This is a genomic window from Thiocapsa rosea, assembly GCF_003634315.1.
GTDB lineage: Bacteria > Pseudomonadota > Gammaproteobacteria > Chromatiales > Chromatiaceae > Thiocapsa > Thiocapsa rosea.
The window spans coordinates 1,044,978-1,059,092 of sequence record NZ_RBXL01000001.1 but is presented as its reverse complement, the minus strand read 5'-3'; the positions used below and the strand labels follow the sequence as shown (position 1 = coordinate 1,059,092).

12 protein-coding genes are annotated in these 14,115 nt (G+C 62.8%); 7 read left to right on the top strand and 5 right to left on the bottom strand.

Annotated features, from left to right (window positions below; all coding sequences use genetic code 11):
• Positions 1-231: 231 nt before the first annotated feature.
• Positions 232-1,482, bottom strand: a complete 1,251-nt coding sequence (locus tag BDD21_RS04835; RefSeq protein WP_120796167.1) for an ISL3 family transposase — start codon at positions 1,480-1,482, stop codon at positions 232-234.
• Positions 1,483-1,780: 298 nt separating this feature from the next.
• On the opposite strand from BDD21_RS04835, the gene BDD21_RS04830 reads away from it, so the two are divergent.
• On the top strand, positions 1,781-2,746 hold the full coding sequence (locus tag BDD21_RS04830) for a hypothetical protein (RefSeq protein ID WP_120796166.1): 966 nt from the start codon (positions 1,781-1,783) through the stop codon (positions 2,744-2,746).
• 19 nt (positions 2,747-2,765) lie between these two features.
• Positions 2,766-3,317: a BRCT domain-containing protein gene (locus tag BDD21_RS04825; protein WP_147430992.1), complete on the top strand. Its 552-nt coding sequence runs from the start codon at positions 2,766-2,768 to the stop codon at positions 3,315-3,317.
• A gap of 278 nt (positions 3,318-3,595) precedes the next feature.
• On the opposite strand, the gene BDD21_RS04820 is transcribed toward BDD21_RS04825, so the two are convergent.
• The gene (locus BDD21_RS04820; protein ID WP_120796164.1) at positions 3,596-4,141 is read right to left on the bottom strand and encodes a hypothetical protein; all 546 of its coding nucleotides are present in this window, start codon (positions 4,139-4,141) and stop codon (positions 3,596-3,598) included.
• Positions 4,142-4,474: 333 nt separating this feature from the next.
• Here BDD21_RS04820 and BDD21_RS04815 point away from each other — a divergent pair, with 333 nt between their 5' ends.
• Positions 4,475-4,717, top strand: coding sequence for a hypothetical protein (locus tag BDD21_RS04815; protein WP_245969413.1), 243 nt, complete (start codon positions 4,475-4,477; stop codon positions 4,715-4,717).
• Positions 4,718-5,255: 538 nt separating this feature from the next.
• On the top strand, positions 5,256-5,561 hold the full coding sequence (locus BDD21_RS04805; RefSeq protein WP_007191777.1) for a helix-turn-helix domain-containing protein: 306 nt from the start codon (positions 5,256-5,258) through the stop codon (positions 5,559-5,561).
• A gap of 947 nt (positions 5,562-6,508) precedes the next feature.
• Here BDD21_RS04805 and BDD21_RS04790 read toward each other — a convergent pair.
• Complete coding sequence (locus BDD21_RS04790; RefSeq protein WP_120796162.1) at positions 6,509-6,790, bottom strand: helix-turn-helix transcriptional regulator; 282 nt, start codon at positions 6,788-6,790, stop codon at positions 6,509-6,511.
• A complete protein-coding gene (locus tag BDD21_RS04785) occupies positions 6,783-7,082 on the bottom strand; it encodes a type II toxin-antitoxin system RelE/ParE family toxin (protein ID WP_120796161.1) in 300 nt (99 codons plus the stop codon). The genes BDD21_RS04790 and BDD21_RS04785 overlap by 8 nt, the downstream gene beginning before the upstream one ends.
• 760 nt (positions 7,083-7,842) lie before the next feature.
• On the opposite strand from BDD21_RS04785, the gene istA reads away from it, so the two are divergent.
• The 3 genes from istA (at position 7,843) to ltrA (ending at position 11,767) form a co-directional block, all read left to right on the top strand.
• Positions 7,843-9,384, top strand: coding sequence for an IS21 family transposase (gene istA, locus BDD21_RS04780; RefSeq protein ID WP_120795811.1), 1,542 nt, complete (start codon positions 7,843-7,845; stop codon positions 9,382-9,384).
• 57 nt (positions 9,385-9,441) lie between these two features.
• Positions 9,442-10,197 carry an IS21-like element helper ATPase IstB gene (istB, locus tag BDD21_RS04775; protein WP_120795810.1) on the top strand — a complete coding sequence of 252 codons (756 nt, stop codon included), beginning with the start codon at positions 9,442-9,444 and terminating at the stop codon, positions 10,195-10,197.
• Between the two features lie 238 nt (positions 10,198-10,435).
• A complete protein-coding gene (gene ltrA / locus BDD21_RS04770) occupies positions 10,436-11,767 on the top strand; it encodes a group II intron reverse transcriptase/maturase (protein WP_120796160.1) in 1,332 nt (443 codons plus the stop codon).
• 82 nt (positions 11,768-11,849) lie between these two features.
• Here ltrA and BDD21_RS04765 read toward each other — a convergent pair whose 3' ends face one another.
• Positions 11,850-14,105 carry a diguanylate cyclase gene (locus tag BDD21_RS04765; RefSeq protein ID WP_170164685.1) on the bottom strand — a complete coding sequence of 752 codons (2,256 nt, stop codon included), beginning with the start codon at positions 14,103-14,105 and terminating at the stop codon, positions 11,850-11,852.
• Between the last annotated feature and the right edge of the window lie 10 nt (positions 14,106-14,115).

The following is a 14,115-nucleotide window of genomic DNA, read 5'->3' as shown; positions in this document are numbered from 1 at the left end:
CCTGTGCGTATCGCGCAAGCCCGTGCGGGTGGACCCTACCCCCACCGGGGGGGAGCCGCCGAACCGTCTAGCGTAGGTAGGGCCTCGGAAATTTGGCTCTCCCGGAATTCAGGGAAAGCGCTAAAATATTTAAAAACATGACGTTGTAGTCATTTTGACCGAACACGTTGGTTGAAAATATCGCTGGACGCACCCCGTCCAAGCCATTTTTAAGCGGTTGTTTTTCATTGATCAGCGCGCGAAAACCCGATAACCGCACAGATCGAGGTACACCCTCTGGTAGAGCCGGCGCAGGTTGCTCAAGCCATAGCACCGCCGTTTTAATACTTTGATCTTGTTGTTGAGACCTTCGACGAAACCGCTCGTGTGTCGTTCGGTAAAATAATTGGTGATCTCGTCCCAATGACGGCGCAACGTTTTCAGGAAGGATTGAAAACACGTCATCTCGGCGTTCTTGACCCGTCGCATCCAGCCACTGAGTTTGCGCTTGGCCTGACCTTTGGACAGGGGCATGTCGTAGACCTCGGTGAGGGCTTGGCTGAGGGCATGAGCTTGCGCGAGTTGCGGGGAATAGGCGAACAACCGGGCGCGGATCCGCCGTTCCTCGGCGCTCAAGTCGGATTCGCGCTTGCGCAGGATCCACTGGACGTTCTTGAGCCCGCCGTACTCGGTTTTCGACAGGTCGCGCTTGAGCCGGCGCAGTTCTGTCTTGCGCAACGTCTCCACGGCGTCGCGATACAAACGCGCGACATGGAAGCGATCGGCGCAGATGGCGACGTGCGTGCCGAAGACGGCCTTGGCCGCACCGATGAAGCCGCTGTACAGGTCGGTGCACACGACGCGAACGGTGCGCCGCAAGGATTTTGGGATCGTGCGCAAAAACGCCTCGATGGTCGCGCGCTTACGGTCCTTGAGCACGGCGAGGATGCTCAGGGTGTCCTCGACCCTGGCGCTGACGATCACCACGAAATTGCCGTGGCCTTTGGTCAAGGCGATCTCGTCGAGCCCGAGCACGGGCAGCGCCGTGAGCGTCGTCCAGTCGATCTGGCTCGGGACGCACCGATCGAGAATACCGTCGAGGTGCTCCGGGGTGACGGCCTCCTTGTGCGCGACGTCTTCCAGGGTGCTGTTGATCAGGGCGCGCATCAGGCTGTGTTCGAACGCACGGGTGAAGCCGCTGCGCGGGTCGTACCAGTCCACCCGTTGGGTGGTGGTGGGATGATCCCGGCAATCGGGGCAGCGATACCGTTTGGGACGAATGAGAATTTCGGTGCGATGCTCGAAGATCGACAGATGGCGCAACCGCCGTTCTTCACCGAGTCCATGCGGCTCAGTGATGCGTCGGCCGCAGCTCCGGCACTGCGTGCCCTCCTCGGTGCTGTGCACATGAATTTCCAGCACAGCGGCGTCCGTGATCTCGACGCGGTCGATGGCGATCTGCGGCAGTCCGAGCAGGCGCAGGAGTTGGCTCTGGTCAATCATCGGTTTTCCATTGAGTTAAAAGCGTTCGAATGGAAGTTTACCAAGATTGGCTGCGTAGAACACTGATTTTACTAAACTTGGCGTTCCCTGAGATCCGGGAGAGCCGGAAATTTGTGGTGAAACATTCGGCCGCTTCGCTGAACGTCCCTGGCTCCGACGCCTTGCGCGGCCGGTGCCTGTACGCCGCTGCGTAGGCTGGAGGTGAGAACTTGCGCCGATGCTGGGCTACAAGTTAAATAGGCAGTTACCGACGCCCGCAAGGAGCTGGTAGAGGACACCTCATCACACGGAGCACGACATGGACTTCTTCACTCGGTTCAAATGGGCCGTCCCAACCGCTTTCGCCGACACCCTCTCCATCTGCCAATTCATTGAGGGTGATGTCCTCCACGAGCACAAAGACGCATACCTAAAAGGCAGGTACGGCAAGACGCTCCAGGTGAAGTACCCAGCCTATGGCTCCAGGCAGACTGCTGCTGGTTCTGACGGCCCTACCGACGTTCCTATGTCACTGGTGCCTGACGAGGGAACGTCCAATGATGAAGGGGTCTCCAGTGACGTAAATAGGCCCGCACAGGCTCCACGCTCCGCTGGCGGGGGGCTCTTCGAGAGCAACTGGCGATCGGAGGTTAGGGTCGTTCTTTACGACAGACTCAGTCCCATAAGTGTCGGGCAGATACGGACGACCCAAGGGCGTCTCTACACAGCACTGTGGAAAGGGGATCTCGCCGTGCTGCGTGAAGAGTACGACCACCCCGATCCCCCGATGCCCATTCGCTTGGTGACAAAAAGACTTGCTCGGACTCACGCAGTGGCTGCTGCCATAGCCAGGGAATTTGGGTCAGCGGAGGCATCCGCCGAAGAGGCGTCAGCGCCACACCCTCCAGTGTTCGTCATGGTGCAGGATGCTGCAAATGCAGTTTCACGCGAAAAGCACAGGAACGTGAGCCAAGCCCTCGGCGGCTATCTGCTGGGAGAGCCGAGGGTAATGGAACCCCAAGATGCGGGACTGGCTGACTGGGACCGGATCGCACCAACAACACACATTGCCTTCTTCGTCCTAGATCCGAGCCTGACCAGCGAGGAAATCTCAGAAATCATCAAGGGAGCTGTCTACGCGGGTAATGCTGGGAAGTTCCGACTTGCAGCCCATGGAGTGGTGTTTGACGGCGCGGAGTCTCCTGGATCCGACGCGCAAAGTGCGCTGGATGCCCGCAGGGGGTTGATAGGACCGGATGGGGGACCGGATACGTCACGGGAGTAGATGGGGGGAGGAGCTGGATATGCCCAAGAAAAACGAGTCGCGCGACGATGATGTCCTGGTCTTCATCTACCGCGATGCGAAGGGACACATCGCCGTTCAAGAGGTCTACAGCGCCTCCGAGGATGATACCTACATCCAAGGGTACAGAGTGGATGACGGAGGGATCCGAACCTACCGCAAAGATCGAGTCCTTGAGGTAGTCACTCCTGAGACTCAAGTCGCTCAGCGCGTCGCCTTCTACCAAGACACGCTTCCTCCACCGACACTATCCGCGACACGCACATCCGGGATTACGCGACACGTAGTCTCACATCGAGATGGAATTCCCGAGGTGTGCTTCACGGGCTTCAAGGCCCAAGACAAGACCGAACTGAAGAGGCTCGCCGAAGACTGGGGGATGGTGGTCCGCTCTGTTGTTGCCTCGCATCTCGATTTCCTGTGCTACGGCTACAACGCAGGACCGATGAAGATGGAGCGAGCCCGGCAGCAAGGGGTCACCATCCTGAGCGAATACCAGTTTCGAGTCATGCTGGAGACTGGGGAGGTGCCTGAGTCAAGCGCCCCTGAGTAGGATATGCTCCGCTTACGGCGGGAGCCGTCGGGCTAGGTAGTTCAATTTGTGCCAAAACCGCCTTCGGTCGCTCATGCAGAATTGGTGTTTAGCCAAAGAGAGAAAGAGAGCGGGGTCAAGTTTTGTAATCACGCAACGTGATTACAAGACCCCGATGCCGTAAGACTTGCCCCGGATGCCCCTTGACCCCGTTGGAATGGCTTGGCCGCGCCAGTCCGACGACTGTCGGAGCTGGTGCGGTTTAATGGCTTTAACGAAAAAAGATCTTCACGCATGAGTCAAATTTGCGCGGGCGTCATTTTGGCCTGAGCGATAAGTTGCTCCAACGCACGATCGAGCGCTTTGATGGCCTTTGTCACCGGGCGGTCGGGCGCTTGCGGGCAGCCGTCGAAGAGTTGTGAGAGTCCGGGTCGCAGCAGGCGGTTGTTGAGTTTCACGAAGAGCATGGCCACGCGCAGGCCGGTGGGGGTGACCTGATACTGGTGGCTGTTGGGCAGACGTTCGATGAGGCCGTGCAGGCGCAGTCGGCGCAGATCATAGGTCGCCTTGCCTGGACCGTAGTCCTCGAGCGGCACGCCGAGCAGTTGGGCCATGTTCTCGCGCAGCCAGACGTTGCGGAAGCGCTGCGGAATGAAGAACAGGCACAGGGTGGCAAGGAGTGACATGACGCGTGGATCACCGAAGGTCAGGCGGGGGACACGTTGCCCGTCGATGGTCTGCGGCTGGGTGACGGCCTCGAACACCCCGGCGGCCAGGGCACAGTCCTGACTGATGGTTTCGACCTCGAGCAGGCGGCGATTGGCGGCAAAGCCGATCGCCCGCAAGGCGGGCAGGTTGCACAGTTTGCGGCCGATGCCGAAGTCAAGGGGATAGCGGGGTCAAGTCTTGTAATCACGCAACGTGATTACAATACCCCAATGCTGTAAGACCCGGATGTCCCTTGACCCCGTTGCCCCTGGATAATCGCGACATGCCTACGCGGGGAGTCACGCAACAAATAAATCTGCAGGAAAGGGGTCAGGTTCAATGTGGTCCAGGGAAGCAGCAGGAGAGGGGGCAGGTTTAATTTCCGCTAAACGTCCCCCCGTCCCAGACGCCCGCGAGACCCCCCAAGGTGCCAGGACAGATGTAGAGAAAGGGGTCGGTTCAGTTGATCTGTGATCTGGTCCATCAGCTTGGAACGCCGCTTCGTGTTGGCGGCTTCCGACGGGCTGTCGATCTCCGAGGTGCTGAAGCGCGGCCTGCAAGCCCACGCGGCACAGGCCGAAAAACAAGTCGACCGCAAGCCCTATGACATTTACCGTGAGCTGGATCTCGGCCTGGGCGGCGATGCGCGCGCACCGGCGCGTGAGGCCGAGGCCGCCTTGGCGCACCTGATCCGCAGGAAGCACCCGCGGTGATCCTGGTGGATACCGGACCGCTGGTCGCGCTCTTCGATCCTGCGGATGGTGACCACGAAGGGTGTTTTCGATTCCTTGCACAGATCGAATCTCTTGCGACGCTCGCCCGCAAGAGCGTTCGGGCCGGGGTCCCGCACCACGGCCCACGAGCGAACTGCGACACGTATCCCCTCCGACCTTGTCCCAGCGTCTTGGCTTGTCGCTTATGCGCCAATGGCGTATGCTCGGGAGATGCTGACGATCATCGAGTCTCCGCTGTTCACAAGGCTCTGACCGGACTATTGGTCAGAAGAAGAGCGAGCCGATTTCGCGAGCTATGTTGCTGCCGGCCCAGAGGCGGGCGATGTTGTGCCTGGCTCCGGTGGCTGTCGAAAAATCCGTTGGGGAAGGCCGGGGACCGGGAAGCGCGGCGGGGTCAGAGTCATCTATACCACGCGGCTTTCGAGCGGTGCTGTCGTGCTGCTCGTCATGTATGCCAAGAGTTCCGAGGGCACGATTCCTTCTCACGTCTTACGGCAAATTGCAGAGGAGATGGGATATGCCACTCACTGAAAAAGAGCTCCTTGAACGCGATGCCAAGCGCAATATTGGCGAGGAACTGCTGCAAGCCATTCGCGATGTGAAGGCGGGGCGTCATGGCGCGGTCTATGAGGTCGAACCTAACGAGGTAGCGGCGACGCGCTTGCGCTGCGGTCTGTCGCAGGCACAGTTCGCAGCTGCCCTCCGTATCTCGCCGCGTACCTTGCAGCAGTGGGAGCAAGGGCGCCGCAGGCCGTCCGGAGCGGCCGAGACCTTATTGAAGATCGTTGCCCGCCACCCCGAGATTCTGCGCGAAGTCATTTGATGCACGAGAGCTGCGATCCACGTCCTCGGCGCTTCCGTTTTGCGTGGGGGACCCTGCTGCCCCAGCTTTCGACGTTGCCCGGTCATTGCCTCGATCTCTGCAGAAGCCGTCCTGCGGGGGCTCATTCTCGAATTGTGCGCCCTGCGCCCCTTTACGGCCGCCGAGCTCTGCAATGTGCTCGGGCGCAGTGACCCACGGGAACTGACACGCAGCCACTTGAAACCGATGCGGGAGGCTGGGCAAATCGAACTGCGCTACCCGGAAAGCGTCAAGCACCGACACCAAACCTATCTATTTGGTTCTTGAAAATGCCCAGGAGAACCGGCATGCGTGATGGACAGACAACACCAACGCGGACCTGGACGCCGAATTGGGCCTCACTGCCCGGCGATACCATCGCCGATATCCCGTGTTGCTCAAACTCTCTCACGGCCTCGGGCGCTCCCGTTCTGCGTCGGCATCTCCGCCTGCGCACCTTTCGACGTTGTCCGTTCATTGCTTCGATCTCTGCGTAAAACCGTGCGTTCGCGATCGGTTGGGCTTGGTTGCCGATCGATCAGCGATCGGCGGCGGGTTCGTTCGCCATTCCTGCTCGGATCGGATTGAGCTCAATGGAGCGCTGGCGAAGCAGAAGGTAGGTGTCCTCCAGGACCAACGATGACCGGTATCAACTGCCGCACTGCGGTGCCTCCCCCAGCCATCCCGGATAGGCGTGATAATCCTGCTCGCTGAAGAAACAGGCATCCCGGTTGTGGCAGTGCTGCGCGAAATGCATCAAGCACGCCATCAAGGTGGTCTCGGGGGTGTCCGGGTATGGGAGAAGCTTAGCAGCAATTGAACCGGGCTCCTTTTCTGCGCATCGGCTGAGTCGGACGACGTTGCTTGCGGCGTGCTCGCCGACCAAGGCCAGCAGGTGCCGCGGCGCGCTCATCGAGCGGGCGGCGGCCTCAACGTCCGGCCTCGAGTCTCAGCACGGTCTTCGATCCCGTCGCGCGGGCATACCGGTCGAGCGTGCGCAGGCTGGGCAGGGTCCGGCCACTCTCCAGGCGGGCGACGGTCGATTGCGAGGTACCCATTCGCTCGGCGACCTGAGCCTGACTCATGCCGGCGCGGGTGCGTGCGGCGATCAGCTCGCGGGCAATGGCGTATTCCGCCTCCATGGACTCGTAGGTGGCGCGGGTCTCGGGCTCTTCCAGCAGGCAGGCCTTCAGGTCTGCAAGCTCAGTCATCGGTCAGTTTCTCCAAGCGGGTGCGGGCGATCTCCAAGGCATTTCGCGGTGTCTTTTGGGTCTTCTTGATGAAGCCGTGCAGCACGGTCAGTCGTTGGCCGGTGCGGGCCACGTAGACCGCGCGGGCGATGCCGTCGCGGCCTTTCATGCGCATTTCCCATAGCTTGCCTTCCAGGTGGCGGATGTGCGGCATCCCGACCTGTTGCGGCCCGAAGGTTTGCAGCAGCTCGGACACGTGCAGGAACCGGGCGCGGTGAACGCATCGAGCCTGGTCTTTTGGCCTTGAGTTCAGCGGCTATTGCGACGGGGTACAAGCGTTTGAGGGGGCGGCAGTTCCGTAGTGAGGATCACGCTTCCGTAACACATCAATCCGTTTGCGCCAGGCAAAGCCTGGGAAAGGGGGAAGAATCTCATGAAGGATCGTGAGCCTCGGAAACCTTTCGTAGTGACCCGCTGGGTGAAAGTCCCGGACCGGTAAGGGCTAGCGACCCACCGGAATCGAGTGTTGCGTGGACCGGGAGCGATCCCGGCTGCGAAGCGTACACAGAGGGCGTGTAGGCCGTGTGATTGAGCCTCGAAAGATTCAGATGCGGAGCCGACGCTGTACGGATGGCGGAAGGCAACATCAGCTGCATCGTATCGCTTGATGCAGGTGATCCGCCGGGGTCGGTGAGCAGGGCATGCACGCAAGGGTCACCCGGGAACCTGGGAGGGCTCAGCCGTTCCTTGTCGCAGACGCGGTGCGGGCGCCGCGCAAGAAGCCGCCCGGATCGCCGTCGGAAGGGTCCGACCGACGGTTGCGAACAGGACCACAGACAAGGTAGCGCCAAGCGAAGGCAACGAAGTGCGGTGCGATGGCGGCTGAGTTGCGTATTCCGGCCCAATCCGGCCACCCATTCTGATTGAAAGCGGCCACCCATTCTGGTTCAAACCGGCCACCGATTCCGGCTGAATCCGGCCACCGATTCCGGTTGATCCGGCCACCCCGGCCGGGGTCTCGCCACACGGGATAACCCTGCGTAGGGTGCCTCCTCTTTTCAGGAGGTGCTCAGATGCCAAGACAGAGGTTATCCATGCGAAAAGTCGAAGAGGTGTTGCGGTTGAAATGGGGTTCCGGGCGGTCGGTGCGGGAGATCGCCCGTGCGCTCGGTATCGGGCGAACAACGGTGTCGGAGTACTTGGATCGGGCCGAGGCGGCAGGGCTGTCCTGGCCGTTGCCCGAGGGTCTGAGTGCGGGCGAGTTGGAGCGGCGGCTGTTCAAGCCGGGCGGGCGCCCCGCCGAGCGCGGGCTGGTCGAGCCCGACTTCGATGTCGTTCACCGGGAGCTGCGGCGCAAAGGCGTCACGCTGTTCCTGCTCTGGCAGGAGTACCGCGAGCGCCATCCCGAGGGCTATTCCTACAGCCAATTCTGCGCCCGCTACAGCGTCTGGAAGGGTCGGGTGGATGTGGTCATGCGCCAAACCCATCGGGCCGGGGAGAAGCTCTTCGTCGACTACGCCGGGCAGACGGCGGCGGTGATCGACCCCGACAGCGGGGAGATCCGCACCGCGCAGATCTTCGTGGCGGTGCTCGGGGCCTCCAACTACACCTATGCCGAGGCGACCTGGACGCAGACGCTCCCCGACTGGATCGGCGCGCAGGTGCGCGCGCTGAACTTTCTCGGCGGTTGCCCGGACATCATCGTTCCCGACAATCTGAAAAGCGCCGTCAGCAAGGCCCACCGTTACGAGCCGGATCTGAATCCGACCTACCAGGATTTCGCCGCCCATTACGGGCTGGCGGTGATCCCGGCACGGGTGCGCAAACCTCGGGATAAGGCCAAGGCCGAGGGCGGCGTGCTGTTGGTCGAACGTTGGATCCTGGCGCGCCTGCGCCATCAGGAGTTCTTCTCCCTTGCCGAGCTCAACGGGGTCATTGCCACCCACCTGCAGGCGCTCAATACCCGTCCCTTCAAAAAGCTCGACGGCTCGCGCCTGAGCCAATTCGAGGCGATCGATCGCCCGGCCCTGCGCGCGCTGCCGGCAACTCCCTACGAGTACGCCGAATGGCGCAAGGCACGGGTGGCGCCGAACATTCACATCGAGGTCGACGGGCACCACTATTCGGTCCCGCACGCCCTGGTCAAGCGCCAGGTCGACGTGCGCATGACCACCACCACAGTGGAGGTCATGCACCAAGGCCAGCGGGTCGCCAGCCATGTCCGCAGCGCCCGTCGGGGCGGCTATACCACGGTGACCGACCACATGCCGGAGCGCCATCAACGCGCCCTGGAGTGGACCCCGGAACGCCTGCAGCGCTGGGCGCACACCATCGGCCCGGCCACCGCTGCCGTCACCACGCAACTGCTCGGCGCGCGGCGCCATCCACAACAGGCCTTCAATGCCTGTTTCGGGGTGCTGCGCCTGAGCACGGCCTACAGCGAGGCCCGCCTGGAGGCGGCCTGTGCACGCGCGCTCACCCTCGGCACCGTCAGCTACAAAAGCCTCGCCACGATCCTGGAGAAAGGGCTTGATCAGCGGCCCTTGCCGACCCCCGATCAGCAGAGTTTGCCGCTGGATCACGCCAATCTGCGCGGCGCCGACTACTACCACTAACCGTCACCATGACCCCGTCGAACGACGGGGTCCTCACCCGTTACGGAGACCAGCGCCATGTTGCTTCACCCCACCCTGGAGACCCTCGCGCAACTGCGCCTCGACGGCATGCTCAAGGCTCTGCAGGAACAACTCGAGATGCCGGAGATTCAAACCCTGAGCTTCGAGGAGCGCCTCGGCCTGCTGCTCGATCGCGAGCTGAGCACGCGCGAGAATCGACGCCTCAAGACCCGGCTGAAACAGGCCAAGCTGCGTGAGCCGGCCGCCATCGAAGATCTCGACTACCGCACGCACCGCGGCCTGGACAAAGCCCTGATGAGCCGCCTGGCGACCGGTCAGTGGATCGGCGAGCACCTCAACGTCATCCTCACCGGGCCGACCGGCGTCGGAAAAACGTGGATCGCGTGCGCACTGGCCCACAAGGCCTGCCGCGACGGCTTCACCGTGCGCTATCTGCGCCTGCCCCGGCTGCTGCAGGATCTGGCGATGGCCCGCGCCGAGGGCCGCTACACCAAGCTGCTCGCCGAACTGGCGCGCACTGAGCTGCTGGTCCTGGATGACTGGGGATTGGCCCCTTTGAACGACGAGCAGCGGCGCGATCTGCTCGAAATCCTCGACGACCGCTTCAAGACGCGCGCCACCCTGGTCACCAGCCAACTCCCGGTCGCCCTTTGGCATGACTACCTCGGCGATCCGACCCTCGCCGACGCCATCCTCGATCGCCTCGTGCACTGCGCCTACAAGATCAATTTGACCGGAGACTCGATGCGCAAACACTCCACCGGGTTGACAGACGATCCCGCCCTCGCGTAACTACACCCATCCCGTGTCGCGGGGCCGCTTCGGACCGGCCGCTTTCCTTCGGACTGACTGGCTGGATTGAATCAGAACCAGTGGCCACTTTCCTTCGGACCGGGTGGCCACTTTCGCCGGAATACGCAGCTGAGTCGTCGGAGTCGGCCGATAGTACCGAGGACGGTGGGGAACTCACCCGAGAGGACCCATCCGAGGGAAGCGGCCGACCGGTCTAAACACACGTCTGGAGGGACAGATGACGCGGGCATTGGATCGCGAGATCATCTCAACGCGACGACAGGCGATCGCGGAATTGGCGAGCGAGGCACCGCAGATGGTGCTGTTGACGCTGGCACACCACATCGACCTGGTGTGGATGGAAGAGGCGTACCGGCGCACGCGCAAGGATGGTGCGGTGGGTGTGGACGGCGTCACGGCCGAGGCGTATGAGCAGAGGCTGCACGAGAACCTGAGCGACCTGCTCGAGCGGTTCAAGAGCGGTCGCTATCGTGCGCCGCCGGTCAGGCGCGTGCATATTCCCAAGGCAGGGGCGAAGAACACAACCCGGCCCATCGGCATTCCCACCCTGGAGGACAAAGTGCTTCAGCGGGCGGTGCTCATGGTGCTGGAGCCGGTGTACGAGCAGGACTTTTTGGACTGTTCCTACGGTTTCCGCCCGGGGCGCAGCGCGCATCAAGCGCTCGAAGCGCTCTGGAAGGGGCTGATGGACATCGGCGGAGGCTGGGTGATCGATCTCGACATCCGCTCCTTCTTTGACAGCATGGACAGGACCCATCTCAATGCCTTTCTCGACCAACGGGTGCGTGACGGCGTGATCCGCCGCGCGCTGGGCAAGTGGATGCAAGCCGGGGTCATGGAGGACGGGGTGATCAGCTATCCCGAGCGGGGCAGCCCGCAAGGGGGCGTGATCAGCCCGCTGGTGTCGAATCTCTACCTGCACGAAGTGCTCGACCGCTGGTTCGAACACGAGGTCAAACCCCGCCTGCGTGGACGGGCTTTCATGGTCCGCTTCGCCGATGACGGGTTGCTGGCCTTCGAGCGGGAGGACGACGCCCGGCGGGTGATGGACGTGCTGCCCAAGCGCTTCGAGCGCTTTGGGCTGACGCTCCACCCCGAGAAGACCCGACTGGTGGACTTTCGTCGTCCATCACGGACAGGCACGCAGTGTGGCTCCCGACGGGAGCGCAGTTTCGACCTGCTCGGCTTCACCCACGACTGGGGGCGCTCCCGGAAGGGGCGTTGGGTGGTGCAACGCAAGACGGCCAAGTCCCGTTTCAGCCGTGCGTTACGGCAGATCGGACAATGGTGCCGGAACAACCGTCACCGACCGGTGCCGGAGCAACAGCAGGCGCTGAGCCGCAAGCTCAAGGGCCACAATGCCTACTACGGCATCACGGGCAACTCACGAGCGCTGTCGCGATTCCGCTTCGAGGTCCAGAGACGCTGGCATCAGTGGCTCAACCGCCGCTCGCATGCGACGCGCCTCGATTGGCCGGCGTTCAACCGTCTGCTCAAGCGTCATCCCCTCCCGCCCGCGCGTGCGGTCCATAGCCTCTATGCCACGTAGCGAATGTTTAGGCCGAGGAGCCGGATGCCCGAATTGGGCACGTCCGGATCTGTGGGAACCGCGGGTGAGCAATCACCCGCGGTCACCCGGCCCCCTTTTGTCTCGCCGATAGCGTGGCGGCGACCCCGGTGGGCTGGTCGGCTTCCGCCGCTCGCCAGACTGCGCTCACCACCTGGTTGCGTCCGCGCGCCTTGGCCTGGTAGAGGAGCGCGTCGGCACGGGTGTAGATCTCGTCCCAGTCGGTGAGCGGTGGGTCGCCGTTGCGGATATCAGCTGGACAAGCCATCAGGAATCCAATCGACAGGGTGACGACCGGCGCGGTATCGCTAGCCACGTGTTCGATCCCGAGCGCCTCGACGGCGACGCGCAAACGTTCTGCATTGTCCGCGTTGGCCTCCGTGAACATCACCGCGAACTCCTCGCCGCCGGTGCGAAAGGCCAGATCACCGGCGCGTCGCGTCAGTTGGATCAACAAGGCTCCGATCTGTCGCAACACCTCGTCGCCTGCCGGATGGCCGTAATGGTCGTTGTACTCTTTGAAATGATCGATGTCTGCGAGCAGAAGGTGCAGCGTTCGCTGCTCGCGCGCGGCGCGCTGCCACTCGGACGGCAGCCGCTCCTGGAAGTGCCGACGGTTGTAAAGGCCGGTGAGTCCGTCGGTGATGATTAGTCGTTCGATCCGTGTATTGGCTGCGCGCAGTGCGGCATTGAGCCGTTGCAGGTGGTGGTTCCAGACCAAGACGCCGAGCACCGCCAGGGCGAGCGCGAGTGCCCAGGGCCAGAACCGCAAAAGGTCGATAGGCTGCTCGTAGCGCACCGAGATCCAGCGGTCGCGCACCGTGCGGATCTCCCGCGCTGGCACTGCGGCCACCGCTCGCGATAGGCTGGAATGCAGCAACGGGAGCCCCTTGCGCACGCCGATCGCCAATTCGTAACGCTGCGGCAGATCGCCGGCGACCTTGACGTTCAGGATGCCATGCTCACGGGCGGCGTAGGCGACGGTCGGCAGCAGGTCGATATAGCCGAACACATGCCCGAGGGACACAGCGCGCATCGCCGTGACCACGTCCGGCACCGTTTCGATGGCGAGCGCCGGGTGCGCGCGGCGCAACATGTCGATGCCGGCGTGTCCGGCCACCATGACGAAGCGCTGATCCGCGTGCGCATCCAAAGTGCCCTCGAATCGTGCGTCTTCGCGGACGACGACGACCATCGGCTCCGACAACAGGGACCCGGTGAAGTCCAGGTATTCCGCGCGCTCCGGGGTGATGGCGACAGCGGAGACGATGTCGCAGTGCCCATCATGCGCAAGCTGGAGCGTCTCGCTCCAACTCGCGGTGCGCACCAACTGCGTCGTGTGGCCCAGCCGTTCGAGCGCCAATTTCAACAGGTCCGACATGATGCCCTGGCTGCGACCGTCCGCCGTCAGGCCATCAAAGGGCATCCAGTCGGGATCGATGCACAGTCGAATCGGCCCCAATCGGTCCAGGAAAGACCGTTCCTCGTCACTCAGTACGATTTCGTCGGTGCCGGTCGGCGTATTCAGCGGTGATAGGAACCAGCGCGCCTGCAAACGCGTGCGCTCGGCCTCGCCCATGGCCGTCAGCCCCTTGTCGATGATCGCGATGGCTTCCGGCCAGTCGTTGCGAACGGCAAACACCAGGTCCAGCGGTTCGTTGAGGTCGAAGGCAAATTGCAGGAAGGGCCGACCAAGACGGTTGGCCCGATACAGCAGTGAGCCGTTGTCGAAGGTGGCATCGGCGCCGCCGGTGGTGACCGCATCGATGATCTCATCGACCGTGTCGAACCGCAGGATGCCGGCGTGCGGAAAGCCGCTGGCGACCTTCTCGTCGAACAGATTGCCGCGATGGAGCGCGATCGTGCGCCCCGCGAGGTCGTCGCGGGCACCGAGGCTCAGCGGGTTGCCTTTCGGGACCAACAGGTATTTATGCAGCCGGATATAAGGTGCGGAGAAGCTCAAATGCTCGGCGCGTTCCGGGTGCACGGCGCCGGTACTGAGCCCGTCGATTGCACGGCTGCGGGCCTGCTCCTGGCGCTCGCGCCAGTCTCCCGGCAGGAGCCGCACGCGCAGCCCGGTCAATGCTGCGATGCGGTCGAGCACGTCGGCGTCGTAGCCGGTGACGGCACCGTCTTGACCGACGATGACGTAGGGGTCCCAGCTATCACCGGTGCCGAGCGTGATGACTGGATGGGCGCGGAGAAAGACCTGCTCGGCCGGCGTCAATTCGACTGGAGATGCGGACTGCGTTTGGCTGTCGGCGAGCGGCGCGGCAGGCGAGGCGGTCGCTGCGAACAGCCACACAACGCATAGTGCCACCCAACCGCGG

Coding starts and splice junctions, on each gene's coding strand:
- BDD21_RS04835 (WP_120796167.1), bottom strand. CDS start 1,482: ATGATTGACCAGAGCCAACTCCTGCGCCTGCTCGGACTGCCGCAGATC.
- BDD21_RS04830 (WP_120796166.1), top strand. CDS start 1,781: ATGGACTTCTTCACTCGGTTCAAATGGGCCGTCCCAACCGCTTTCGCC.
- BDD21_RS04825 (WP_147430992.1), top strand. CDS start 2,766: ATGCCCAAGAAAAACGAGTCGCGCGACGATGATGTCCTGGTCTTCATC.
- BDD21_RS04805 (WP_007191777.1), top strand. CDS start 5,256: ATGCCACTCACTGAAAAAGAGCTCCTTGAACGCGATGCCAAGCGCAAT.
- BDD21_RS04790 (WP_120796162.1), bottom strand. CDS start 6,790: ATGACTGAGCTTGCAGACCTGAAGGCCTGCCTGCTGGAAGAGCCCGAG.
- istA (WP_120795811.1), top strand. CDS start 7,843: ATGCCAAGACAGAGGTTATCCATGCGAAAAGTCGAAGAGGTGTTGCGG.
- istB (WP_120795810.1), top strand. CDS start 9,442: ATGTTGCTTCACCCCACCCTGGAGACCCTCGCGCAACTGCGCCTCGAC.
- ltrA (WP_120796160.1), top strand. CDS start 10,436: ATGACGCGGGCATTGGATCGCGAGATCATCTCAACGCGACGACAGGCG.